General features: G+C 72.5%; 24 protein-coding genes. 13 read left to right on the plus strand and 11 right to left on the minus strand.

Features of this window, described 5'->3' with window-relative positions; translation table 11 throughout:
* Nucleotides 1-36 precede the first annotated feature (36 nt).
* Nucleotides 37-672 carry a TetR family transcriptional regulator gene (locus ACYVMZ_RS27950; RefSeq protein ID WP_461084534.1) on the plus strand — a complete coding sequence of 212 codons (636 nt, stop codon included), beginning with the start codon at nt 37-39 and terminating at the stop codon, nt 670-672.
* A gap of 280 nt (nt 673-952) precedes the next feature.
* Here the strand turns inward: ACYVMZ_RS27950 and ACYVMZ_RS27955 are convergent, their stop codons facing one another.
* Nucleotides 953-1,405 (minus strand): Lrp/AsnC family transcriptional regulator, encoded by a 453-nt coding sequence (locus ACYVMZ_RS27955; RefSeq protein ID WP_461084398.1) that lies wholly within the window; start codon nt 1,403-1,405, stop codon nt 953-955.
* An 82-nt stretch (nt 1,406-1,487) separates the two neighbouring features.
* On the opposite strand from ACYVMZ_RS27955, the gene ACYVMZ_RS27960 reads away from it, so the two are divergent.
* The gene (locus tag ACYVMZ_RS27960; RefSeq protein WP_461084400.1) at nt 1,488-2,111 is read left to right on the plus strand and encodes a LysE family translocator; all 624 of its coding nucleotides are present in this window, start codon (nt 1,488-1,490) and stop codon (nt 2,109-2,111) included.
* A gap of 3 nt (nt 2,112-2,114) precedes the next feature.
* Here the strand turns inward: ACYVMZ_RS27960 and ACYVMZ_RS27965 are convergent, their stop codons facing one another.
* Nucleotides 2,115-2,588 carry a nitroreductase family deazaflavin-dependent oxidoreductase gene (locus ACYVMZ_RS27965; RefSeq protein WP_461084402.1) on the minus strand — a complete coding sequence of 158 codons (474 nt, stop codon included), beginning with the start codon at nt 2,586-2,588 and terminating at the stop codon, nt 2,115-2,117.
* Nucleotides 2,588-3,763 (minus strand): acyl-CoA dehydrogenase family protein, encoded by a 1,176-nt coding sequence (locus ACYVMZ_RS27970; RefSeq protein WP_461084404.1) that lies wholly within the window; start codon nt 3,761-3,763, stop codon nt 2,588-2,590. Before ACYVMZ_RS27970 ends, ACYVMZ_RS27965 begins: the two co-directional genes overlap by 1 nt.
* Before the next feature lie 106 nt (nt 3,764-3,869).
* Between ACYVMZ_RS27970 and ACYVMZ_RS27975 the strand changes: the two genes are divergently transcribed.
* From ACYVMZ_RS27975 to ACYVMZ_RS27985, 3 genes are all read left to right on the plus strand, one after another.
* Nucleotides 3,870-5,033 carry a thiolase C-terminal domain-containing protein gene (locus tag ACYVMZ_RS27975; RefSeq protein WP_461084406.1) on the plus strand — a complete coding sequence of 388 codons (1,164 nt, stop codon included), beginning with the start codon at nt 3,870-3,872 and terminating at the stop codon, nt 5,031-5,033.
* Nucleotides 5,034-5,219: 186 nt separating this feature from the next.
* On the plus strand, nt 5,220-5,678 hold the full coding sequence (locus tag ACYVMZ_RS27980) for a pyridoxamine 5'-phosphate oxidase family protein (RefSeq protein WP_461084408.1): 459 nt from the start codon (nt 5,220-5,222) through the stop codon (nt 5,676-5,678).
* Nucleotides 5,662-6,324 (plus strand): pyridoxine/pyridoxamine 5'-phosphate oxidase, encoded by a 663-nt coding sequence (locus ACYVMZ_RS27985; RefSeq protein WP_461084410.1) that lies wholly within the window; start codon nt 5,662-5,664, stop codon nt 6,322-6,324. Before ACYVMZ_RS27980 ends, ACYVMZ_RS27985 begins: the two co-directional genes overlap by 17 nt.
* Before the next feature lie 139 nt (nt 6,325-6,463).
* On the opposite strand, the gene ACYVMZ_RS27990 is transcribed toward ACYVMZ_RS27985, so the two are convergent.
* Together ACYVMZ_RS27990 and ACYVMZ_RS27995 are read right to left on the minus strand one after the other, a co-directional pair.
* On the minus strand, nt 6,464-7,012 hold the full coding sequence (locus ACYVMZ_RS27990) for a YciI family protein (protein ID WP_461084536.1): 549 nt from the start codon (nt 7,010-7,012) through the stop codon (nt 6,464-6,466).
* 136 nt (nt 7,013-7,148) lie between these two features.
* Complete coding sequence (locus ACYVMZ_RS27995; protein ID WP_461084413.1) at nt 7,149-7,823, minus strand: HAD family hydrolase; 675 nt, start codon at nt 7,821-7,823, stop codon at nt 7,149-7,151.
* 130 nt (nt 7,824-7,953) lie between these two features.
* Here ACYVMZ_RS27995 and ACYVMZ_RS28000 point away from each other — a divergent pair, with 130 nt between their 5' ends.
* The 4 genes from ACYVMZ_RS28000 to ACYVMZ_RS28015 all read left to right on the plus strand — a co-directional run bounded on the left by ACYVMZ_RS28000 (nt 7,954) and on the right by ACYVMZ_RS28015 (nt 11,125).
* Complete coding sequence (locus ACYVMZ_RS28000) at nt 7,954-9,168, plus strand: helix-turn-helix domain-containing protein (protein ID WP_461084415.1); 1,215 nt, start codon at nt 7,954-7,956, stop codon at nt 9,166-9,168.
* A 94-nt stretch (nt 9,169-9,262) separates the two neighbouring features.
* Nucleotides 9,263-9,625, plus strand: coding sequence for a hypothetical protein (locus ACYVMZ_RS28005; protein WP_461084417.1), 363 nt, complete (start codon nt 9,263-9,265; stop codon nt 9,623-9,625).
* A complete protein-coding gene (locus tag ACYVMZ_RS28010; RefSeq protein ID WP_461084419.1) occupies nt 9,622-10,104 on the plus strand; it encodes a DUF6415 family natural product biosynthesis protein in 483 nt (160 codons plus the stop codon). The genes ACYVMZ_RS28005 and ACYVMZ_RS28010 overlap by 4 nt, the downstream gene beginning before the upstream one ends.
* Nucleotides 10,105-10,543: 439 nt before the next feature.
* Nucleotides 10,544-11,125 (plus strand): hypothetical protein, encoded by a 582-nt coding sequence (locus ACYVMZ_RS28015; protein WP_461084421.1) that lies wholly within the window; start codon nt 10,544-10,546, stop codon nt 11,123-11,125.
* Between the two features lie 20 nt (nt 11,126-11,145).
* On the opposite strand, the gene ACYVMZ_RS28020 is transcribed toward ACYVMZ_RS28015, so the two are convergent.
* From ACYVMZ_RS28020 to ACYVMZ_RS28035, 4 genes are all read right to left on the minus strand, one after another.
* Nucleotides 11,146-12,003, minus strand: a complete 858-nt coding sequence (locus tag ACYVMZ_RS28020) for a GNAT family N-acetyltransferase (protein ID WP_461084423.1) — start codon at nt 12,001-12,003, stop codon at nt 11,146-11,148.
* A 139-nt stretch (nt 12,004-12,142) separates the two neighbouring features.
* Nucleotides 12,143-12,745, minus strand: a complete 603-nt coding sequence (locus ACYVMZ_RS28025) for a GNAT family N-acetyltransferase (RefSeq protein ID WP_461084425.1) — start codon at nt 12,743-12,745, stop codon at nt 12,143-12,145.
* A 4-nt stretch (nt 12,746-12,749) separates the two neighbouring features.
* Nucleotides 12,750-13,163 carry a Zn-ribbon domain-containing OB-fold protein gene (locus ACYVMZ_RS28030; RefSeq protein WP_461084427.1) on the minus strand — a complete coding sequence of 138 codons (414 nt, stop codon included), beginning with the start codon at nt 13,161-13,163 and terminating at the stop codon, nt 12,750-12,752.
* Nucleotides 13,164-13,613 carry a DoxX family protein gene (locus tag ACYVMZ_RS28035; protein WP_461084429.1) on the minus strand — a complete coding sequence of 150 codons (450 nt, stop codon included), beginning with the start codon at nt 13,611-13,613 and terminating at the stop codon, nt 13,164-13,166. It lies immediately after the preceding gene.
* A 304-nt stretch (nt 13,614-13,917) separates the two neighbouring features.
* Here ACYVMZ_RS28035 and ACYVMZ_RS28040 point away from each other — a divergent pair, with 304 nt between their 5' ends.
* The 3 genes from ACYVMZ_RS28040 (at nt 13,918) to ACYVMZ_RS28050 (ending at nt 18,351) form a co-directional block, all read left to right on the plus strand.
* On the plus strand, nt 13,918-15,105 hold the full coding sequence (locus tag ACYVMZ_RS28040) for a flavin-containing monooxygenase (RefSeq protein WP_461084431.1): 1,188 nt from the start codon (nt 13,918-13,920) through the stop codon (nt 15,103-15,105).
* A gap of 191 nt (nt 15,106-15,296) precedes the next feature.
* A complete protein-coding gene (locus tag ACYVMZ_RS28045) occupies nt 15,297-17,522 on the plus strand; it encodes an acetate--CoA ligase family protein (protein ID WP_461084433.1) in 2,226 nt (741 codons plus the stop codon).
* Between the two features lie 7 nt (nt 17,523-17,529).
* A complete protein-coding gene (locus ACYVMZ_RS28050) occupies nt 17,530-18,351 on the plus strand; it encodes an enoyl-CoA hydratase/isomerase family protein (RefSeq protein WP_461084435.1) in 822 nt (273 codons plus the stop codon).
* A gap of 61 nt (nt 18,352-18,412) precedes the next feature.
* Here the strand turns inward: ACYVMZ_RS28050 and ACYVMZ_RS28055 are convergent, their stop codons facing one another.
* Nucleotides 18,413-19,372, minus strand: coding sequence for a hypothetical protein (locus tag ACYVMZ_RS28055; RefSeq protein ID WP_461084437.1), 960 nt, complete (start codon nt 19,370-19,372; stop codon nt 18,413-18,415).
* 79 nt (nt 19,373-19,451) lie between these two features.
* Between ACYVMZ_RS28055 and ACYVMZ_RS28060 the strand changes: the two genes are divergently transcribed.
* A complete protein-coding gene (locus ACYVMZ_RS28060) occupies nt 19,452-20,153 on the plus strand; it encodes a flavin reductase family protein (protein ID WP_461084439.1) in 702 nt (233 codons plus the stop codon).
* Here ACYVMZ_RS28060 and ACYVMZ_RS28065 read toward each other — a convergent pair.
* Nucleotides 20,127-21,248 (minus strand): methyltransferase, encoded by a 1,122-nt coding sequence (locus ACYVMZ_RS28065; RefSeq protein WP_461084441.1) that lies wholly within the window; start codon nt 21,246-21,248, stop codon nt 20,127-20,129. The two genes, ACYVMZ_RS28060 and ACYVMZ_RS28065, sit on opposite strands and share 27 nt — an antisense overlap.
* Between the last annotated feature and the right edge of the window lie 59 nt (nt 21,249-21,307).

Consider the following 21,307-nt stretch of genomic DNA (forward strand, 5'->3'; position numbering starts at 1 on the left):
ATCACCCCTCGGTAAGCTGACGACATGACAGGACAAGTGCGTACCGTCGACGGCCGCGTGGCCGGTCGGCGTGGGCAGGCGACCCGGCAGAAGCTGCTCGACTGCCTCAGCGAGATGCTCAGTTCCTCTCCTTACCGGGACGTCAAGGTCATCGATGTCGCCCGGAAGGCGGGCACTTCACCCGCGACCTTCTACCAGTACTTCCCGGACGTCGAGGGCGCCGTCCTGGAGATCGCCGAGCAGATGGCCGCCGAGGGCGCCGGGTTGACGCAGCTCCTGGAGGGACGGTCGTGGGTCGGCAAGGCCGGCTGGCAGACCGCCCAGGAACTCGTCGACGGATTCCTGGAGTTCTGGCGCAAGAACGACGCGATCCTGCGCGTCGTCGACCTCGGTGCCGCCGAGGGCGACAAGCGCTTCTACAAGATCCGCATGAAGATCCTCAACTCGGTGAACAACTCCCTCGCGGACGCCGTCGCCGAGTTGCAGTCCAAGGGCCGGGTCGACAAGGACGTCAACCCCGCGGCGATCGCCGGTTCGATCGTCGCGATGCTCGCGGCCGTGGCCTCGCACCAGAAGGGCTTCTCCTCCTGGGGCGTGAAGCAGGCCGAACTCAAGCCGAACCTGGCGCTGTTGGTGCACCTGGGCATCACCGGCAGGAAGCCGACGAAGTAGCCAGGCTTCGGCTGATCTCTGTTTTCCCACCCCCAAGTCCTGTCAGGCAGGCGGCGGTCCACCCGAGTGGACCGCCGCCTGTCGCGCTGTGCGGCCTCTCGTGCTAGGCCCTGTCGCCAAACTCCCGTCGTCCGCCCGGAGGGCGGGCTCCGCGGCGTCAGGTGCGTGCTCTCGGCGTGCCGGGCCCTGGCCCACGTACTGGATGTACTTGGGCCGGGGCCCGGTGCGGCGAGAGTGCGCACCTGACGCCGCGGAGCAGGCGGGAGTTTGACGACAGGGCCTAGGCCGGCAGCGGCCGGTCCTTGACGACGTGCTTCATCACCAGCGTGGACGTCAGCCGCTGCACCCCCGGCAGGGTGGCGAGCCGCTCGTCGTACAGCCGCTGGTAGGCCGCGAGGTCGGCGGCGACGATCCGCAGCAGGTAGTCCGGCTCCCCGAACAGCCGCTGCGCCTCCAGCACCTCGGCCACCTCGCTCACCGCCTTCTCGAACTCGGCGACCGTGTCCCGGTCCTCCTGCCGCATGGAGACGAAGACCAGCGCCTCGAAGTTCAGCCCCACGGCGGACGGCTCCACCACCGCCCGGTACCCGCTGATCGCCCCCGACCGCTCCAGTTCCCGCAGCCGCCGGTGACACGGCGAGACGCTCAGCCGCACCCGCGCGGCCAGCTCGGTCACGGTCAGCCGCCCGTCCTGCTGCAGCTCGGCAAGAATTTTCCGGTCCATGTCGTCCATGGAGAAAATTCTGCCTCGCCGTACGAGACAGCGGGGAAACTTCAGGAACACTTTCGGGCCGAATCCACCTAATGTCCCCACCATGGACTCCGGACCCCTTCTCTCCTTCCTCGCGGTGGACCTCCTGCTGGTGTGCGTACCGGGTGCCGACTGGGCGTACACGATCTCGGCCGGGCTGCGCGGCCGGTCGGTGCTCCCGGCGGTGGGCGGCCTGGTGACCGGATACGCCCTGCACACCGTGCTGGCGGCGGCCGGGCTGGCGGTCCTGGTGGCGGGCTCACCCCTGCTGCTCACCGCGCTGACGGTGGCGGGGGCGGCGTACCTGGTGTGGCTGGGCTGGGGCGTACTGCGCCGGCCGGGCACTCCGGGCACGGACGGGGAGGCCGTCGCGGCGAGCGGCGCCCGCGCCTTCCTGCGCGGGGCCACGATCAGCGGCCTGAACCCCAAGGGCCTGCTGCTCTACCTCTCGGTCCTGCCGCAGTTCCTGGCGACCGGGGGCGGCCATCTGCCCGTGCCCGTGCAGACCGGTGTGCTGGGGTTGCTGCACATGGGGTGCTGCGCCGCCGTCTACCTGACGGTCGGCGTCGCGGCCCGCGCCGTCCTGGGCGCCCGTCCGGCCGCGGCGCGTGCGGTGGTGCGCACCTCGGGTGCGGCGATGCTGGGGGTCGGGGCGCTGCTGCTGGTGCAGCGGCTGGCCACGTTCTAGCGGCTACCTCCGTACGAGCCTGAACAGCCGGATCTCCCGCTCCACCCGGGCCTGGTACGCGGCGTACGGCGGCCAGAACTCCAGCACCGCCTGCCAGGCCGCCGCCCGCTCCTCCCCCTCGAGCAGCCGGGCCGTGACGGGGATGTCCTGCCCCCTCCAGCTGATCTCGGCGTCGGGGTGGGCGAGGAGGTTGTGACTCCAGGCGGGGTGGCCGGGCCGGCCGAAGTTGGAGCCGACGACGATCCAGCCGCGCCCACCCTCCTCGGGCAGGCAGGCCAGCGGTGTACGGCGCGGCAGTCCGCTCCTCGCCCCGGTCGAGGTGAGGACCACTCCCGGCAGCAGCCGGGCGCTGAGCAGCACCTTTCCGCCCGTCGACCGGTGGATGGCCCGGTCCAGCGCGGGCACGGCGTACGGCGCGACCCGCGCGAAGCCCCGGGTCGAGGACACCCTCTGCGCCCACCGCACACCCGCCCCCATCAGCCGGCCTCCTCGAAGAGACGCGCCACGTCGGCGGCGTGGGCCCGCAGCCGGTGCGCCGGCCCGAACAGCAGCTCGTCGCCCGCCGCCCGCTTGAAGTACAGGTGGGCGTCGTGCTCCCAGGTGAAACCGATGCCGCCGTGCAACTGGATCCCCTCGGCGGAGGCGGCGCGCAGGGCGTCCAGGGCCTGGGCGAGGGCGAGGGGACCGACGCGCTCGTCGCGGGTGGTCGCCCAGGCCGCGTAGTACGCCGCGGAGCGGGCCGCCTGCACCTGGACGTACACGTCGGCGAGCCGGTGCTTCACCGCCTGGAAGGAGCCGATCGGCCGCCCGAACTGCTCCCGCCGCCCGACGTACTCGACGGTCCGCTCCAGCACCCGGTCGGCGGCCCCCACGGCCTCGGCGGCGAGGACGGCGGCCGCGCCGTCACCGACGCGGGCGAGCACGGACAGCACGTCCGCGCCCTCCTGCCCCAGCAGCTGCGCGGCCACGTCCCGCAGTTGGACGCGGGCCTGCGGACGGGTCGCGTCCAGCGCGGTCCGCCGTACCCGTACGACACCGTCGGCCTCTCCGGGGACGAGGAACAGCAGGACGCGGGAGCGGGCGAAGCCCCCGGTGTGGGCGGCGACCACGAGCAGCCCCGCACTGTGCCCGTCGAGGACCTGGTCGGCCTGCCCGTACAGCCGCCAGCCGCCGCCCGTCCGGCGGGCCTGCACTCCGCCGGCCCGTCCGCCGCCCGCCCAGTCCCCGCCGTTGCCGCCGGTGAGCGCGAGGGCGGTGGTCAGGGCGGTGCCCGGCACGGCGAGGGCGGCGGTGAGGCGGCCGGAGGCCAGGCGGGGCAGCAGGTCGGCGCGCTGGGCGTCGGTGCCGAGGGCGAGGACGAGCGGGGTGGTCAGGACGGCGGTCGCGAGCAGGGGCGAGGGGGCGAGCGCCCGGCCCGTCTCCTCGCAGGCCAGGGCCAGTTCGGTCGCCGAGCAGCCGACACCCCCGTACGCCTCCGGGACGGCCAGCCCGGGCAGGCCGAGCTGTTCGGCGAGGGCGGTCCACAGGGCGGGGTCGTGCCCGGCCGGGGTGTCGACGGCGGCCCGCAGCTCCTGGGGACCGCACCGCTTGTGCAGCAGTGCGCGCAGGGTGCGGCGGATCTCGTCCTGTTCGGGGGTGAAGCGGGCGTCCATGGGCGGCCTCCGAATCTGACGGCTCGTCATATTAGGGGCAGCGGATCGTGATGCCCAGAGGCGCGACACCTCCCGCCCGGCCGCTGCCTGACGTACCGTCAGGTGCATGCCCAGGAAGGTAGCCGTCGTCGGCGTGGCACTCTCCGACTGCGGTCGCGTGGCCGACGCGACCCCGTACGCCCTGCACGCCCAGGCGGCCCGCCGCGCACTCGCCGACGCCGGTCTCGGCCGCGAACTGGTGGACGGCTTCGCCTCGGCGGGCCTCGGCACGCTGGCGCCGGTCGAGGTCGCCGAGTACCTGGGCCTGCGCCCCACCTGGGTCGACTCGACCTCGGTCGGCGGCGCCACCTGGGAGGTCATGGCGGCCCACGCGGCGGACGCGATCGCGGCGGGGCACGCGCGTGTGGTGCTCCTGGTCTACGGCTCGACGGCCCGCGCGGACATCCGGGCGGGCCGCCGCACCGGCACTCTGTCCTTCGGCACGCGGGGCCCCTCGCAGTTCGAGGTCCCGTACGGCCACACCCTGATCGCCAAGTACGCGATGGCCGCCCGCCGCCACATGATCGAGTACGGCACGACGATCGAGCAGCTGGCCGAGGTGGCGGTCCAGGCCCGGGCCAACGCGGCCCTGAACCCTCAGGCGATGTTCCGCGACCCGATCACCGTGGACGACGTCCTGTCCGGCCCGATGATCGCCGACCCGTTCACCAAGCTGCACTGCTGCCTGCGCTCCGACGGCGGGGCGGCGGTGCTGCTGGCGGCCGAGGAGTACGTACGGGACTGCCGTACGGCCCCGGTGTGGGTGCTCGGGACCGGGGAGCACGTCTCCCACTCGGCCATGTCCGAGTGGGAGGACTTCACCACGTCCCCGGCGGCGGTGAGCGGGCGGCTGGCGTTCGAGCGGGCCGGGGTGAGGCCGTCGGAGGTCGACTTCGCGGAGATCTACGACGCGTTCACGTACATGACTCTGGTGACCCTCGAAGACCTCGGCTTCTGCGGGAAGGGAGAGGGCGGGGCGTTCGTGGCCAAGGGCCGGCTGCGGGTCGAGGGCGGGGAACTGCCGGTGAACACGGACGGCGGGGGCCTGTCGGCCCAGCACCCCGGGATGCGGGGACTGTTCCTGCTGGTGGAGGCGGTGCGGCAGCTGCGCGGGGAGGCGGGGGCGCGGCAGGTCCGGCGCCCCGGAGGCTCGTTGCCGCGGTTGGCGGTGGCCTGCGGGACGGGGGGCTGGTTCTGTTCGTCGGGGACGGTGGTGCTGGGCGCCGGGTGAGTCGTGGGTGGGTGCCGGTGAGGCTCGGTGAGTGGTGGGTGGGTGCCGGTGAGGCCCGGTGAGTGCCGGTGAATTCCGATGATTTCCAGGTCAGTTGAGGGCCAGCTGAGGGAACATCCGCCCGCACGACCGGCGTTGAGACGAATCACAAGGTCGACGACACCCGATCCGCTGGAGGACACCGACATGGCCCTGAGCCGCGAAGAGCGCGAGAAGTTCCTGACCGAGCCGCACATCGCCGCGCTGGCGGTCGACGCGGGGCCGGGGAGGGCTCCGCTCACCGTGCCGATCTGGTACCAGTACGCGCCCGGCGGCGACGTGTGGATCCTGACAGAGCGGGACTCCCGCAAGAACAAGCTGATCAGCCAGGCGGGCCGGTTCTCGCTGATGGTCGACCGGCTCGAGCCCACCGTCCGGTACGTGTCGGTGGAGGGGCCGGTCGTGGACACCGCCCCCGCCACCGTCGAACAGCTCCGGGAGATGTCGGCCCGCTACCTTCCGGCCGAGACGGTCGACTCCTACGTGGAGTTCTCCCTCAAGAACCACGGCGACCAGGTGATCGTCCGGATGCGCCCCGAGCGCTGGGTCTCCTCGGACCTCGGCTCCGTGGCCGACTACGCTCCGGAGGATGCCGGATCTTCATGAGCTGCTGAGGTCCCTGCGGGTGTGGGACCCGGCCGTCACCGAGCTGCCGCCCTTCGATCCCGGTGCGGCGCCTGCCGACCCTCTCTCCCTGTTCACGGACTGGTTCGCGCAGGCGGTGGCGGCCGGGCAGACCGAGCCGCACACCGTCTCGCTGGCGACGGCGGACGAAGAGGGCCTGCCCGACGTACGGATCGTGATGCTGCACGGCGCGGACGCGGACGGCTGGTCCTTCGCGACCCACGCCGACAGTCGCAAGGGCCGCCAGCTGGCCGCACGGCCGTACGCCGCGCTCTGCTTCTACTGGCCGGGGCTGGCACGGCAGGTGCGGGTGCGGGGGCCGGTGACCGTGGGGTCGGCCGAGGAGGCGCAGGCCGACCTGCACGCCCGCTCCACCGGCGCGTTGGCCGCCGCGCTGACCGGGCGGCAGAGTGAAGTCCTGGACTCGGTGGAGGAGTTGGCGCAGGCGTCCGAGGCGGCGTGGGAGCGGGCCCGGCGCGAGCCGGAGGCCGACGTGCCGTCGTGGACGCTGTACCGGCTTCGGCCGGACGAGGTGGAGTTCTTCCAGGGGGATGCGGGGCGGCGGCATGTGCGGGTGCGGTATCGGCGGGAGGAGGAGGGGTGGATGCGCGAGCTGCTGTGGCCGTGAAGGGTCCGGCCGCCGGCCCGACTGGGCGAACGTCGCCGCGGTCCGGCAGTCCTGACCGGCGGCCCGGTGACGGGAACGGCTTCACCCGAGCCCGGCCGCGCCGCCTGTTCCGGCATGACAGGGTCCCCCGGTTCGGCGTTCACCGCCGCCCGCCGAACTCCCAGTCGTGGACCTCGACGTCGGCATAACGGTCCCGAGTCAGAACGACGCGTGCCGTGTCCGGGTCGGGGGCCCTGAGCAGCACCGCCGTACCCAGCCAGACGGTGCCGTCGTCGGACAGCAGCGGCCCGTACGCGATCAGCTCCTCCCGGCCGGGCGGGACGTCGAGGTCGGCGGCCTCACCCGAGCCGAGGCCGAGCACCAGGTACCGGTGACCACCGGTCCGGCCACCGGGGAAATCCCACATGGTGCGCCCCAGCATGTTGCGCCACCGGCGCAGCAGCACGTCCCGGTACGCGCCGGCCTGGTAGTTCGGCTCGTCGAAGACGAACGCGCGGGCGGCCGCGGGGTCCGGCAGGTCGACGATGTGCACGCTGCCGGTGGGCGTTTCACCGTCGCCGGCGAAGGTCGGACCGCGAGCGATCATCTCCGCCGCGTACCGGTCCATGTACGACCAGTGCTCTTCCAGCAGCTCCTCGCGCAACGTGACGGAACCGGGCCGATCGCGGTGGTAGCAGAAGAACTCCATGCCCACGGACCCTTCCCCACATACGACAGCATCTCAACGGAATTACGCACGACGACCGCCCGCTCCAGACGCGGGACGGTCCACCGCCTCGGGAGGCTGGGACAGGCAGCTGTTGTGGCCGTGAACGGTCGCCTTCTCACCGTTCGCCGCGTACGAGTTCGACCACTAGATCGGTATCCCGCAGGTCCGACAGCACAACCTCTGCACCGGCGTCTCGCAGTCTCGCCTCGTCGCTGCGCCCCGAGGCCACAGCGATCACCCGTACGTCGTTCAGGTGGGCGCCTTCGACATCGGCTGGGGTGTCGCCGATCAGCACCGCCTCTCCGGCCGAGACCTCAGCGTGTCGGAGGCAGAGCCGGACCAACTCGGCGCGCACATCGTGGTCTTCTCCGTAGGCGCCGAGGTCCCACCGGATGTGCCGGTCGAGCCCGAAGACCTGGAGTTTGATCTCGGCGACCGGGCGGATGTTTCCCGACACCACGGTTTGATCGACGCCATCGGCGTCGAGTGCGTCGAGGATGGCAGCGGCACCCGGCAGGGCGTGGCCCCGCTCGCGTAGATCAGCAATCCGCTTCAGATGCTCATCCGTCAGGGCGGCGGCGAACCGCTCGAAGTCGGGGCGGTCCGTGACCAGGCCGTGCAGCTTCGCCGTCTCGCGGAAGATCACTGGCTCTGTGATGCCATCGATCTTGGCTTGCGCACCCATGACCAGCCCTGTGGTCCGCTCGAAGGCCGCAGCCGACATCTCGCGGCCCACGCCGCGTGTGTCGATCAACGTGTGGTCGATGTCCCACAGAACCAGCCGCGCCATGGTGCCTCCCCAACTGCCCAGCCATCACTGGGTCATAACGTGCCACTCGAATGTGTACGCACAGTGCACGCGGTAACGCACTGCGTCCTACGCTGACGCTACGAGACGCGAGCGGGGAAGGGGGCTGAGGGTGACCTCACCGAGACTGCCCGTGGGCCAGCGAGTCAAGTACTACCGGCGGAAGAACGGCAACCGGACACAAGTGGCCATCGCTGGTCTGTGCGGCATCAGTGAGCGCTACCTCCAGCAGATCGAGGCCGGCCAGAAGGTCCCGTCCGCAGACGTTCTGGCGCGGCTCGCCACCGAGCTCGGAGTGCCGCTGGCCGCTCTGCTCGCTGAAGACCCTGCCGAGGAAACGGGCGTTCCCCTCACCGCTGCGCCTGCGGTTGCCCGCGCGCTGATGGGTTACGGCCCTGAGAGCCGCTCCGTGCCTGCGAGTCCTGCACAGCTGCGCGAACGGGTGGAGCAGGCCTGGCGGATCTGGCAGTCGTCGAAGGTCCGCTTCACGGAAGCGGCCGGCGTCCTCCCCGGCCTGATCGGCGACGTGGAGCATGCGGTACGGATACACCGCTCGGGAGGCGACGCCGAGGCGCGCCGCGAAGTCCTGCGTGTGGCGGCCGACCTCTATGGACTGCTGCGGTCGTATTGCCGCCGCACCGGGCGCCTCGACCTGTCGCTCATGGTCGCCGACCGGGCGATCCGAGCCGCGGAAGACGCGGACGACCCGGTGCGCATGGCGGCGGCCCAGTGGAACCTCGGCCACGTCCTGCTCTCGCACAGCGAGCACGGCGCCGTCGAGGAGGCCAAGGAGGTCGCGGTCCGGGCGGTCGAGCAGTTACGCCGTGCGCCGGTCATGGCCGAGGCCAAGGCTGTTGAGGGCGCCCTCGAACTGGTGGCAGCGGTCTCCGATGCCCGCCGCCGTCGGTGGTGGGAGGCGCGTCAGCGGCTCGAGCAGCGTGCTGTGCCGCTCGCCAAGAAGGTCGGCGATGGCAACGTTCAGTGGACCGTGTTCGGGCCGATGAACGTTCACGTGCACGCGATGAGCATCGAGATGCTGGCCGGGGAAGCCGCTGAAGCCCTGCGCGTGGCGGACAAGGTCAACACGAGCCGACTGCCCAGCCGCGAGCGACAGTTCACGTTCGGCCTGGAGCTGGCCAGGTGTTGCGACCTGCGCCGGGAGGACGCGGCTGTCCTCGTGCACCTGCTCGACCTGGAGAACATCGCCCCTGAGGACCTGGCTAGAAGCCCGCTCGCCCGCGACATGATCTCCGGTCTCCAGAAACGGGTCCGCCCCACCTTCCGCCGCCGGGTCAACGAACTTGCCGAGCGGCTCGTGCTGGTCTGACCCGAACCCCTGGTTCACCCGAACTCCCGGTTCGGGTGCCGCCGCTGGTCCAGCCGTACCTTCGCCGCACAGCGGAACGAAGGATGGACGACAGATGATCAGGGATACGACAGAGATGATCAGCGCGGCCGGCATGCGGCTGGCATCCGCCGGCGTTCAGTGGGACGCCGTGAAGGTCGGTCGGCGCCTGGGCCTCCGTGCGATCGAGCGGATCGCGGAGCCCGGCGCCGTGGCCGTGGATCCACATGCCGCCGAACCAGTGCCGTACTTCTTCGTCCCAGCGGGCAGCGTCGCCCACTGGGACGTGCCGCAGACAACTACGCTCGGCCCGGACGCCCACGTAGTGCTTCCGCCGGACCGCAAGGAGACAACGCCCGGCCCGTACTGGCTCATCTCTCAGCAGCGCGGACTCATCCCGACCGCTGTGCTGCGCGAGGCGCTGGAGGCAGCCCGATGAACGCCACCCGCACCGATACGGACGCCCCGCCCACGAGCACGTCGGCAATGCGCGCCGCAGCGACCTGGTTCTTCGACCAGCCCACGCTGCCGCGCCACCAGAGCACGAAACTGTTCAGCCAGGACTTCCACGACTTCCTGGACCAGCTGATCCCGCGGATCGAGAAGCTCACCGCAGCCGGCCCCGAGGACGACGTACCCGCGCAGGTGGCCCTGGCCGGAGTCGCCGAGGCGCGCCGTCGTATGGACGAGCCCGAGGCCGCGGGCCTGCGTGGCGAGGTTGAGCGCGTGAAGCGGCTCGCCCGGTCCGTGGTGGCGCTGTGCGACCACTACGACGCGCTCACCGGTATCACGATGTGCGTGGTCTGCGACCGAGTGATCGAGGGCGATGAGTGGGAGCCGTCCGACCAGATCGGCCCCTACGGCGGGGTGGTCCGTTCGGGCCGCGTCCACTTTGCGTGCGCCACGCGCCACCGCTGACGAGCGGCCCCCTGCTCCGGCGTAAGGGGTCGTCCCCATGGCGACCGCAGGGTCAGGGTCGCGCCCGCAGCTCCCGCCTTGCCGGTGCTCTTCAATCACGGGTCCCAAGCCTCACTGCCCCAGCCCCCAGGAGTGGCCGGGGCAGCTGGTCGACAGGAACCAGAAGAGCAGACCCGACCGACGACGGAACGGGCCGAACCCGGACCGGGGCCGACGCGTCACAGGAGCGGAACGTGGCCTCCGGCCGTCCACCGCACACCGTCCACCGGTCCGCAGTCAGTCCCAGGGAGACCCATGCGTACGCGGCTACTACCCTCTGGGAGCGGTCGTCCAGCTGCCCGAGAACGGCCTCCGCGACGCGGCCGACAGGAGCGCCTACGCGACCGGGAATCTCGACCTGCGGGGGAAGCTACCCGCCGCCCCGCGCGAGAAGGGGAAGGTGACGTGGGAAGGCGGGGTCTCGCTCACGGCGCCGCTCATGGAGGCCGAGCAGGCGTACCTGGCCCTCGACCGTGCCGGCAGCCCCGGACCGCGTCTGACGGTGACCGGAGCGAAGCTGGGGGAAATGGCGGTCGTCACCAGCCGTGGGCCTGCGACCGTCCCGGCGTGGCTGTTCACTCTGGACGGCTACGACAGTCCGCTCAAACGGGCTGCGGTGAGCCCCTCAAGACTCCCCGAGCCGCCCATCGAGCCGCTCGGGCAGGAGGTGCCGAGCGACCTGCTGGCGCCGCTCGGCGGGCTGGTCAAGGTGGCGCGGGACAGCCGGTCCGTCACCGTGGTGGCCACCCATGGGCCCTGCGACGACGGTCCCGCCGTGGACGCACTGGAGACGAACGGCAGTGTGGTGCTGTCCGCATCCACCACCGGGGCGAAGGACGGCGACTGCACCGCCGAGATGCACGGCGAGAAGGTGACGGTGAAGCTGGACCGGCCGGTCGGCAACCGTGTCGTCCTGGACGCGTTCACGGGTCTGCCGGTGCCGTACGACGAGTGGCCCAGGACTTCACCGAGCTGGAGCTGAGCCACCCCCGGACACCGGTCCTACGAGAAGTCGTACACCACGAAGTCCGCCACCGGCCGGTATCCGATCCGCTGGTACAGCGCGTTGCTCGTCGGGTTGGCCAGGTCCGTGAAGAGCAGTACGTCCTGCATCCCGGCGGCCAGCGCGGCCCGGCTGACCTCGGCGGTCGCGGCGCCCGCGTAGCCCCGGCCGCGCAGGTGGGGCGGGGTGTAGACGCCGGTGACGCGGACCTGGCCGGCGACCTCGGGGGTCGTTCCGGCCATGGCGGCGGGAGTGCCGTCGGGGGTCTCCCAGAAGGTGACGTCGCCGCGTTTGATGCGGGCGTCCGCCCACTCGGCGGGGTCCTGGCCGACGCCTCCTCCGGTGGCCTCGCTGAACTCCAGGGACCAGCGCACCAGTTGGTCGCGGTCCGCCTCGCCGGCGACGCGGGGCCGGCCGGGCGGGACGGGTTGGGGCACGGTCAACGTGCCGAGGCGGTGGAGCCGTTGACGCAGGCGGAGTGTGGCCGTGACGCCCGTGCGCCGCTGCCAGGCCTCGGCGAAGGCGGCGGCGGTGTCGGGGTCGGCGTTCACGCCGGGCAGGCGCCGGCCGAGGGCGGCCAGCCGGGCGGCGAGGGTGTCGGCCTCCTCGCCGGTCAGGGCGGTGAGGTTCAGCCAGTGCGGCGGCGTCCGGAAGAAGGACGCCCGGACGGCTCCGTCCCGTTCCAGAACGCCGAACTCCGGTATTCCGTCGCCGTACACGTGCGGTCCGCGTGTACGGAGGTTCTCCGTGACGGTCAGCGGAACGGTGTGCAGCGCCGGCCGGGAGCGGAGGAAGGCGCCCGCACGGGTCAGGAAGTCGTCGAGGTCATGGGTGAGGTACCAGTCGTCGGAGTGCATGCCTCATGATCTCGCCCGCGTCCGTTGGCTCACTCGCCGTCGGCCTCGGCGGGGGTGCGGGCCACCAGGGTGTTGCCGTGCGTGACCGTGTTCCGGACAGTGGCTCGGCCTTCAGCCGGTTCACGAGGTCCATGTGCGCTCATGGCCCCGTCGGCTCCGGATCCGCCGCGAGCCGCGCGTGCAGGTGGGCGTCCCGGAACGCGTCGTGCCGGCCCTCCTCCAAGATCGCCCCGCGCAGGGTCCCCTCGTACCGGAATCCGCAGCGCTCGGCGACCCGGCAGGAAATGTCGTGGCCGACCGCGTGATCCAGCTCCAGGCGGTGCAGGCCGAGTTCGGCGAACGCCCAGCGGGTGGTGAGCAGCAGGGCGCGGGTGGCGACGCCCCGGCCGCGGGCCTCGGGGAGGACCCAGTAGCCGACGCGCGCCACCTTCAGGACCGGCTTGATCTCGTTGACGCCGATGTGCCCCAGCGTCGCACCGCTGTCCGCGTCCGTGATCCGGAACGACACCGACGTGCCCTCCGCGGCGCTGCGCACCCGGGCGCGCAGCGACTCCCGGGCCGCGGCGAGGTCCGTGACCGTTCTGATCGGGGTGTTCCAGCGCCGGAACTCCGGGTCCTGGTTGCCCCGCAGCCACGCCTCGACGTCGGCGTCGGACGCGGCGTCCCAGGGGCGCAGGCGGAGGCCGTGGCCGTGCGGTTCGGGGAGGTGGCGGGTCCGGGAACGGTTGCGCGTGTGGGCCATTGGGTCATTCAAACCCGCCGGCGCGGAACACGGGTACTCCGTCCCGGAACGCCACCTCCAGTCCCATGCCGGCCACCGGCCGCACGTCCTCCACGAGTTCCGTCATCATCCGCGGTCCTTCGGCGAGGTCGACGACTGCGGCGACGTACGGGGTGCGGTGCGTGAAGGGCGGCAGGTCGTTGCGGTGGACGACGGACCAGGTGTAGAGGGTGGCCCGGCCGCTCGCGGGCTCCCAGGTGACGTCCTCGCTCCAGCAGTGCGGGCAGAACTCGCGCGGGTAGTGGTGGGCTCGGGCGCAGGCGCGGCAGCGGCGGATGAGCAGCCGGCCCTCGGCGGCCGCGTCCCAGTACGTCCGCGTGAACGCGTCGATCTCCGGTACGTCGAACCGGGCGCCCCCGCCGGGCCGGTCGCCGCCCATTCAGAACAGGCCCAACGCGCTGTCCAGCGACCACGTCTGCCACGCCATGCCGAACAGCGCGACCACCGAGATCAGCGCCATCATCGAGTTCTGCCCCTGCTCGGCGACGTCGTGGATCATCAGGGTGAGGTAGAGGGCGTTGAGGAGCAGCCCGCCGGCCAGGGCGATCGGGGTGAGGAAGCCGGCGATCAGGCCCAGTCCGAGGGCGAGTTCCGCGTACACGACGACGTACGCCATCACGCGCGGGCGCGGTGCGACGAGTGCGTCGAAGCCCGAACGGACCGTGGACCAGCGGTGCTTCGCGGCCACGTCCGCCGCCCAGAGGATCCCGGTGCCCCGCTCGAACCAGGCCTTCCGGTCCTTGTGCCGCCAGCTCTCCAGCCACCACAGGCCGAGCCCGATGCGCAGCACGGCGAGCCATTCCGCTCCGGTGAGCCAGATCGTGTCCATGGAATCTGACGGTACGTCAGTTCTTGTGGGGCGCAAGCCCTCCGGGGACCGACCGGCCTGGGCGACGACGTCAGCCACCTCTGCTACGGGGACGAGGGCCACGGCGCGAACACCGACCCGGGCGACTTCATCCGGTGGATCGCCAAGGTGACGGGCCACAAGGGCTGACAGGCCCCAGGGTGGCCACGACCCCGGGCACCTGGTGCCGAGGCGTACCGGGATCGATCATGACCGTGATCGATCCGCAACCCATTCCGGTCTTGACCTATACCCATCAAGCGGGTGGGTGGCTACGCTCCCGCTCATGGCCGACTCGACCCCGCCCGCGCACCCCGCCGACCGCCCCGTCTACGTCATCGGCGGCGGCCCCGGCGGTCTGTCCGCCGCGTACGCGCTGCGCGCCCAGGGCATCCGGGCCGTCGTCCTGGAGAAGTCCGACCACGTCGGCGCGTCCTGGCGGCGCCACTACGACCGGCTGCACCTGCACACCACGCGGCGGCTGTCGAGCCTGCCCGGGCTGCCGATGCCCCGCCGGTTCGGCCGGTGGGTGTCCCGGGACGACGTGGTCCGGTACCTGGAGAAGTACGCCGAGCACCACCGGCTGGAGATCGTCACCGGCGTCGAGGTCTCCCGCGTCGAGCGCACCCCGGACGGCACCGGCTGGCTGCTGCACGCCACCGGCGGCCGGGAGCTGACCGGCGCCGCGGTCGTCGTCGCCACCGGTTACAACCACACCCCGCGCATCCCGGACTGGCCCGGCCGCGACAGCTACACCGGCGAGTTGCTGCACGCCTGCGCGTACCGCGACGCCCAGCCCTTCGCCGGGCGTGACGTCCTGGTCGTGGGCGTCGGCAACACCGGGGCCGAGATCGCCGTCGACCTGGTGGAGGGCGGCGCCTCCCGGGTACGGCTGTCGATCCGCACACCTCCGCACATCGTGCGCCGCTCGACCGCCGGCTGGGCCGCCCAGTACACGGGTGTGCTGGTACGGCGGCTGCCGGTCGGCCTCGTCGACCGGCTCGCCAGGCCGGTGGCCAGGCTGAGCGTGCCCGACCTGTCGGCTCACGGCCTGCCCCGCCCCGACACCGGCCTCTACAGCCGGGTCACCGAGGGGGCCATCCCCGTCCAGGACGTCGGCCTGATCGACGCCGTACGCAAGGGCAGGGTCGAGGTCGTGGCCGCCGTGGAGAGCTTCGAGGACGGCAAGGTCGCGCTCGCCGACGGCAGCCGCATCGAGCCGGACGCCGTCATCGCCGCCACCGGCTACGTCCGCGCCCTGGAGGGGCTGGTCGGCCACCTCGGCGTGCTCGACGCACGCGGCAAGCCGGTCGTCCATGGCGCCCGCACCCCGCCGAACGCGCCCGGCCTGTACTTCACCGGGTTCACCAACCCCATCAGCGGCATGCTCCGCGAGCTGGCCATCGACGCCCGGAGGATCGCGAAGGCCATCGCCCGGGACGGTGCGGGGGCGGTGTCCCGGCTCCCGGTCTGAGGGAGGCGCCCGACTCTGCGCCCGGGCACAGGGCAAGCCCGGTCCGAGCGCCCGCACGCGACCAGGCAGGCCCTTCGACTTTGCCCGTCGGCTCTTCAACTTCGCTCGCCGCACCCATTCCTGACGTCGAGCCAGTTCAGTAATCTGACAGAGCGTCAGTTAGCGGCTGTCTCACAGGAGCGGGCGGAACGATGCTTGGATCGACCCACGGCACCCTGACCACCGACTCCCGCCGGGCCCGGGCCATCGCCTGCGGTGAACAGCCCGGGCCCGCCGTGCACGGCAGGCCGGCCGAGGTGGGCGATCTCGATGTCAGCGGGCGTCCGCTGCACGCCGAGGTCCCCGATCTGGACCGTTTCTTCCGCCCCGGGTCCGTCGCCGTGATCGGCGCCTCGGACGCCGAGGGACGGCCGAACACCGGTATCACCAGGCAACTGCTCGACTGGGCCGGGCGGGTCGGCGCGCGGCTGCACCCCGTGCATCCGAGCCGCCCGTCCGTCTTCGGCATCCCGTGCTCTCCTTCCGTCGCCGACCTGCCCGAGCAGGTCGATGTGGCTGTCGTGCTGGTCGGTGACCCCCTTCCGGTGGTCGAGGAACTCGCCGAGGCCAAGGCGAGGTTCGCGGTCGTCTTCGCCTCCGGGTTCGCCGAGACGGGCCCGGAGGGTGCGGCGGCCCAGTGCCGGCTGGCCGCCGCCGTCGGGCGGTCCGGGATGCGGCTGCTGGGGCCGAACACCAACCTCAACGCCTTCGAGCGGTTCCGGGACGATCTCGACGGGCCCGCGATCGCGCTGATCACCCAGTCCGGGCACCAGGGCCGGCCCGTCTTCGCCCTCCAGGAACTCGGCATCCGGCTCTCGCACTGGGCGCCCACCGGCAACGAGGCCGACCTGGAGACGGCCGACTTCCTGTCCTACTTCGCCGAACAGCCCGAGGTCGGTGCCATCGCCGCCTACATCGAGGGACTGAAGGACGGCCGCTCCTTCCTGCTCGCCGCTGACCGGGCCGCCCGGCGCGGGGTGCCGGTCGTCGCGGTCAAGGTGGGCCGCACCGAGACCGGCGCCCGCACGGCCGCCTCACACACCGGCAAGCTGACGGGCGCGGACGCGGTGGTGGACGCGGCGATGCGGCAGTACGGGGTGATCCGGGTCGACGGGCTCGACGAACTCCAGGACACCGCCGCCCTGTTGGCGCGGGCCCGGCCGCCGCGGGCCGACGGGGTCGTCGTCTATTCGATCTCGGGCGGCACGGGCGCGCACGTCGCCGACCTGGCGGCCGGGGCCGGACTCAGGCTGCCGGTGCTGTCCGAGGCCAAGCAGGCCGAGCTGCACCAGTGGATACCGGAGTACCTGAGCGTGGCCAACCCCGTCGACAACGGCGGCCATCCTGTCGGGGACCGGCGCGGGCGGAAGATCATCGACGCGATCCTCGCCGATCCGGAGGTGGGCGTGCTGGTCTGCCCGGTCACCGGGCCGTTCCCGCCGCTGAGCGACCGGCTCGTGCGGGACCTGGTGGACGCCGCCGAGGGGACGGACAAGCTGGTGTGCGTGGTGTGGGGGTCGCCGGTCGGCACCGAGCCCGCGTACCGCGAGGTGCTGCTCGGCTCCTCGCGCGTGGCCACCTTCCGCACGGTCGCCAACTGCCTGACCGCCGTCCGCGCCCACCTCGCCCACCACCGGTTCGTGACCGGCTACCGCTCCCCCTTCGACGAGGCCCCGCGCACCCCCTCGCCGTCCTTCCGCAAAGCGCAGGCCCTCATGCGCCCAGGACAGCAGCTGAGCGAGCACGCGGCCAAGCAGCTGCTGCGGGCGTACGGCATACGCGTACCGCGCGAGCAGTTGGTGACCAGCGCGGCGGCGGCCGTACGGGCGGCGGGACTGGTGGGCTACCCGGTGGTCATGAAGGCCTCGGGCGCCCGGATCGCCCACAAGACCGAGCTCGGCCTGGTGAAGGTCGGGCTGACCTCGGCCAGCCAGGTCCGGGACGCCTACCGGGAGTTGACGGACATCGCCCGCTACGAGGACGTCTCGCTGGACGGCATCCTGGTCTGCCAGATGGTGGAGCAGGGCGTCGAGATGGTCGTCGGCGTCACCCACGACGACCTCTTCGGGCCGACCGTCACGGTCGGGCTCGGCGGGGTGCTCGTGGAGGTGCTGCGGGACACCGCCGTACGCGTGCCGCCCTTCGGGGAGGAGCAGGCGCGGGACATGCTCACCGAACTGCGCGGGCGGGCCCTGCTCGACGGGGTCCGGGGGCGTCCCCCGGCGGATCGCGACGCGCTCGTCGAGGTCGTCCTGCGGGTGCAGCGGATGGCGCTGGAGCTCGGGGACGACCTCGCGGAGCTCGACATCAATCCCCTGATGGTGCTGCCGAGGGGGCAGGGGGCCGTGGCGCTGGACGTGCTGGCGGTGTGCCGCTGAGATGAACATGCCCGAGTCCCCCCATGTGACCGGAAATTCCGCTGAGTCATGGGTACAGCACGCCACTGACACTCAGGTCGCGCACATCACGCTCAACCGCCCGGAAACCCTCAACGCCCTCACCCGTGACCAGCGAGAACGCATCATCGGCCTCCTCTTGGACGCCTCCGCCGACCCCGGCGTACGGGCCGTCGTGATCACGGGGACCGGCCGCGGGTTCTGCGCCGGAGCGGACCTGCGCGGCGGGGCACCGACAGCGGAACGGACCCCCGGCGACGTCGCCCGCACCCTCCGCCTCGGCGCCCAGCGCCTGATCGCCGCCGTCCTCGACTGCGAGAAGCCGGTGATCGCAGCCGTGAACGGCACGGCGGCCGGCCTCGGCGCCCATCTCGCCTTCGCCTGCGACCTCGTCCTGGCCGCCGAGTCGGCCCGGTTCCTCGAGGTGTTCGTGCGGCGCGGGCTCGTACCCGACGGCGGCGGAGCGTATCTGCTGCCCCGGCTCATCGGGCCGCATCGGGCGAAGGAGCTGATGTTCTTCGGCGACGCGCTCACCGCGGCGGACGCCGAGCGCCTGGGTCTGGTCAACCGGGTCGTCGCGGACGCGGAGCTGGGGAAGACGGCCCGCGAGTGGGCCGCGCGCCTGGCCGCCGGACCGACCCGCGCCCTGGCCCTGACCAAGCAGCTCGTCAACGCCTCCCTCGACACCGACCGCGCCACCGCCTTCGCCGCCGAGGCCGCCGCACAGGAGATCAACATGACGACGGCGGACGCCCAGGAGGGCGTGTCGAGCTTCGCGCAGCGGCGCAGTCCCGAGTTCCGGGGACGGTGATCGCAGGCCAGTCTTCGCACAGAGGAGGAATCCCGAGTTCCGGGGCCGGTGAGCGCGCAGGTCAGGCCCGTGTCAGGATGCGCAGCTCGCCCGCGTCCGGATCGCCGAACAGCACGAACAGCTCCGGCTCGCGCGCCGTGCCGCCGATCGTCCAGTACGTGTCCTGCCCGCACCGGTCGCCGAGGCGGACGACGACACCGTCCCGCTGCGCGGGGCCGTCGTCGAGGTACTGGTCGTGGCGGCCCTCCCTGTCCAGGAACCAGATGCCGGTGCCGTCGCACACGGTGAAGTCCTTGGCCGAGGGCGCGTTGAACTCGTTCTCGGTCGGGAGCCCGGTCACCTCCGCCCGCCCGCCCGGGTCCAGCCGCAGCACCGCGCCGTCGGGGCCACGCCAGGCCCCGGTGAGTTGCCCGGCGGACAGTACCGGAGGCTCGTACTCGTCGATCAGGCCCGAGGCCGTGCCCACCACGCCGCCCACCAGGACCACGAAGCACAGACCGAAAGAGACGAGCGCCGAGCGGAACCAGATGCCCAGGCCGCTCCACGGCCGCCCGGTGACCTGTGCGCGCCGCCGGACGCAGACGACCGCCAGCGCGGGCAGCAGACCCAGCCCGGCCGACAGCGGCGCCGTCGTGATGAGCGGCCGGCCCCACAGCACGGCGGCCGACCCGGCCCAGCAGGCCCCGACGAGCGCGGCGCAGAGCGGGAGCCGGGCCCACTCCGGCCCGCGGACCCGCCCGGACGTCAGGTGGGCGAGCACGGCGGCCGGTGCCATCTGCGCGGTGGCGTGCAGCAGTCCGGCCACGGGCAGGACCACCGGCGCGAAGACGGCCATGCAGAGCAGGCCCAGCGCGCCGCCGCCTCCGGCGCCGTAGTCGTCCCCGCGGAAGCTCCCGATCCACCAGGCCAGGCCGAACGCGGGATACTGCGCCGCGCACATCCCGGCCGCGGCCATCAGATCCGTGGACGTCCAGGCCGTACGGACGCGCCGCAGCCCCCGGCGTATGTCTCCCCACCCCATGGGCGCAGCGTACGTACAGGTTCTCCGTGTGCTCACCCAGCCCTTCCCATCTGACGTACCGTCAGATTCAATGGTGGCCATGATGGGACAAGCGGGGATGGCGGAGGCCGCCGTCCGCTACCTCAGGTCGGTCCGGGCACCGGTCCCGGAGCGCGTCGAAGCGTTGCCGCGCCCCGAGCTGCGATGCGTCGGCGCGGACGAGCGCGCGCCCGTGGACCAGCGGGAGTTCCGGCATGTCCTCGGGAACTTCGCGACCGGGGTGACCGTGGTCACCGCTCCCGCCACCGACGGCACCGGCACCCCCGCCGGCTTCGCCTGCCAGTCCTTCAGCTCCCTCTCCCTCGACCCGCCCCTCGTCGCCTTCATGGTCGGCCGTACGTCGACGACATGGCCGCGCATCGCCCGTGCCGGGGTGTTCTGTGTGAACGTCCTCGGCGCCCGCCAGGGCGAGGTGTGCCGTGCCTTCGCGGTGAGCGGCGCGGACAAGTTCGCGGGGGTGGCCCACGATGCCGCGCCGGTGACCGGCTCCCCGCGTCTGGCCGGCGCCCTGGCCTGGATCGACTGCACGATCCACGCCGTCCACACCGGCGGTGACCATCTCATCGTGGTGGGGCGGGTGGCGGCCCTCGGCATGGGCGGGGACGACCCGGACGGGCCGCTGATCTTCCACCAGGGCCGGTTCACCCGGCTCCAGGACCGGTCAGCGGACCGCCACCGGCCAGAATCCCACCACCGGTCAGAGGATCGTCACCGGTCAGAGGACCGCCAGCCGCCACAGTGACGTGACCTCCGCCGCCCGTACGGCGTGCAGCGGATCACCCGTGTCCCGCGACCGCGGATGCCGCGGCCGGGTGTCGAGCCGGTCCAGCACACGCAGCCCCGCCCCCTCGAAGCCGGTGAGCAGGTCGGCACGCGTGCGCAGGCCCAGGCGTTCGGCCAGGTCGGACAGGACCAGCCAGCCCTCGCCGCCCGGTTCCAGGTGGTCGGCGAGCCCGGCGAGGAAACCCCGCAGCATGCCGCCACCCGCGTCGTAGACGCCGAGATCCAGGTCGGAGGCGGGCCGGGCGGGGAGCCAGGGCGGGTTGCACACGACCACCGCCGCCCGGCCCTCCGGGTACAGCTCCGGACCGGCGACCAGGACCGTCTCCCCCAGTCCCAGCCGCCGTACGTTGTCCCGCGCGCACTCCCGCGCCCGTGCGCTGACGTCCGTCGCCACGACTCGCCCGGCACCCCGGCGGGCCAGCACGGCGGCCAGCACTCCGGTGCCCGTGCCCAGGTCGAACGCCGTACGCGGCCCCGCGCCCCCGCCCGGCAGCGGTGCTCGTGCGACCAGGTCGACGTACTCGCCGCGCACCGGCGCGAACACCCCGTAGTGCGGGTGGATCCGCGCGCCCAGCGCCGGGACCCACACCCCCTTCTCGCGCCACTGCCACGCCCCGATGACGCCCAGCAGCTCCGTCAGCGCGACGGCCACGGGCCCCTGGAACGGCCCGTACGCCTGGGCGCACGCCCGGCGTACATCGGGCGCCCGGCGCAACTCCAGCGCGTAGTCGTCCTCCAGCAGGACGAGCAACCTGCCGAGCACCCGCGCGCGGTGGGCGCGGAACCGGCGGTACAGGTGGAAGGTCTCGGCCGGGGTCCCGCCCGGGCCGGGTGCGGTGCGGCCGACGCGGCGGTCCAGGGCGCGCAGCAGCTGGCGCGCGCCCTGGTAGTCGCCCCGCCACAGCAGCGCGGTGCCTTCGCAGACCAGGCGATGGGCGACGGCGGCCCGCATGCGGTCGTCGGCGACGACGATCCGGCGGGGCGCGGGCAGGCCCGTCTCAGAGTGCCAGCGGGCGGAACGGGGTTGAGTCTCGGTCCAGTGGATCGTGGACACGGTGTACTCCTCGGAGGTGTGAGCGTGATCGAGCGTGCGGCGTCACGTCGGCCACGTCA

This window comes from Streptomyces deserti (assembly GCF_054782695.1).

Excerpts from the sequence above, each read along its gene's own strand:
- ACYVMZ_RS27965 (WP_461084402.1), bottom strand. The coding sequence starts at position 2,588 with ATGGGGGCGGGTGTGCGGTGGGCGCAGAGGGTGTCCTCGACCCGGGGC.
- ACYVMZ_RS27975 (WP_461084406.1), top strand. The coding sequence starts at position 3,870 with ATGCCCAGGAAGGTAGCCGTCGTCGGCGTGGCACTCTCCGACTGCGGT.
- ACYVMZ_RS27955 (WP_461084398.1), bottom strand. The coding sequence starts at position 1,405 with ATGGACGACATGGACCGGAAAATTCTTGCCGAGCTGCAGCAGGACGGG.
- ACYVMZ_RS28020 (WP_461084423.1), bottom strand. The coding sequence starts at position 12,003 with ATGCACTCCGACGACTGGTACCTCACCCATGACCTCGACGACTTCCTG.
- ACYVMZ_RS27985 (WP_461084410.1), top strand. The coding sequence starts at position 5,662 with ATGCCGGATCTTCATGAGCTGCTGAGGTCCCTGCGGGTGTGGGACCCG.
- ACYVMZ_RS28025 (WP_461084425.1), bottom strand. The coding sequence starts at position 12,745 with ATGGCCCACACGCGCAACCGTTCCCGGACCCGCCACCTCCCCGAACCG.
- ACYVMZ_RS28045 (WP_461084433.1), top strand. The coding sequence starts at position 15,297 with ATGCTTGGATCGACCCACGGCACCCTGACCACCGACTCCCGCCGGGCC.
- ACYVMZ_RS28010 (WP_461084419.1), top strand. The coding sequence starts at position 9,622 with ATGAACGCCACCCGCACCGATACGGACGCCCCGCCCACGAGCACGTCG.
- ACYVMZ_RS28005 (WP_461084417.1), top strand. The coding sequence starts at position 9,263 with ATGATCAGGGATACGACAGAGATGATCAGCGCGGCCGGCATGCGGCTG.
- ACYVMZ_RS28055 (WP_461084437.1), bottom strand. The coding sequence starts at position 19,372 with ATGGGGTGGGGAGACATACGCCGGGGGCTGCGGCGCGTCCGTACGGCC.
- ACYVMZ_RS28060 (WP_461084439.1), top strand. The coding sequence starts at position 19,452 with ATGATGGGACAAGCGGGGATGGCGGAGGCCGCCGTCCGCTACCTCAGG.
- ACYVMZ_RS27980 (WP_461084408.1), top strand. The coding sequence starts at position 5,220 with ATGGCCCTGAGCCGCGAAGAGCGCGAGAAGTTCCTGACCGAGCCGCAC.
- ACYVMZ_RS28030 (WP_461084427.1), bottom strand. The coding sequence starts at position 13,163 with ATGGGCGGCGACCGGCCCGGCGGGGGCGCCCGGTTCGACGTACCGGAG.
- ACYVMZ_RS27995 (WP_461084413.1), bottom strand. The coding sequence starts at position 7,823 with ATGGCGCGGCTGGTTCTGTGGGACATCGACCACACGTTGATCGACACA.
- ACYVMZ_RS27970 (WP_461084404.1), bottom strand. The coding sequence starts at position 3,763 with ATGGACGCCCGCTTCACCCCCGAACAGGACGAGATCCGCCGCACCCTG.
- ACYVMZ_RS28040 (WP_461084431.1), top strand. The coding sequence starts at position 13,918 with ATGGCCGACTCGACCCCGCCCGCGCACCCCGCCGACCGCCCCGTCTAC.
- ACYVMZ_RS28050 (WP_461084435.1), top strand. The coding sequence starts at position 17,530 with ATGCCCGAGTCCCCCCATGTGACCGGAAATTCCGCTGAGTCATGGGTA.
- ACYVMZ_RS27990 (WP_461084536.1), bottom strand. The coding sequence starts at position 7,012 with ATGGAGTTCTTCTGCTACCACCGCGATCGGCCCGGTTCCGTCACGTTG.
- ACYVMZ_RS28035 (WP_461084429.1), bottom strand. The coding sequence starts at position 13,613 with ATGGACACGATCTGGCTCACCGGAGCGGAATGGCTCGCCGTGCTGCGC.
- ACYVMZ_RS27960 (WP_461084400.1), top strand. The coding sequence starts at position 1,488 with ATGGACTCCGGACCCCTTCTCTCCTTCCTCGCGGTGGACCTCCTGCTG.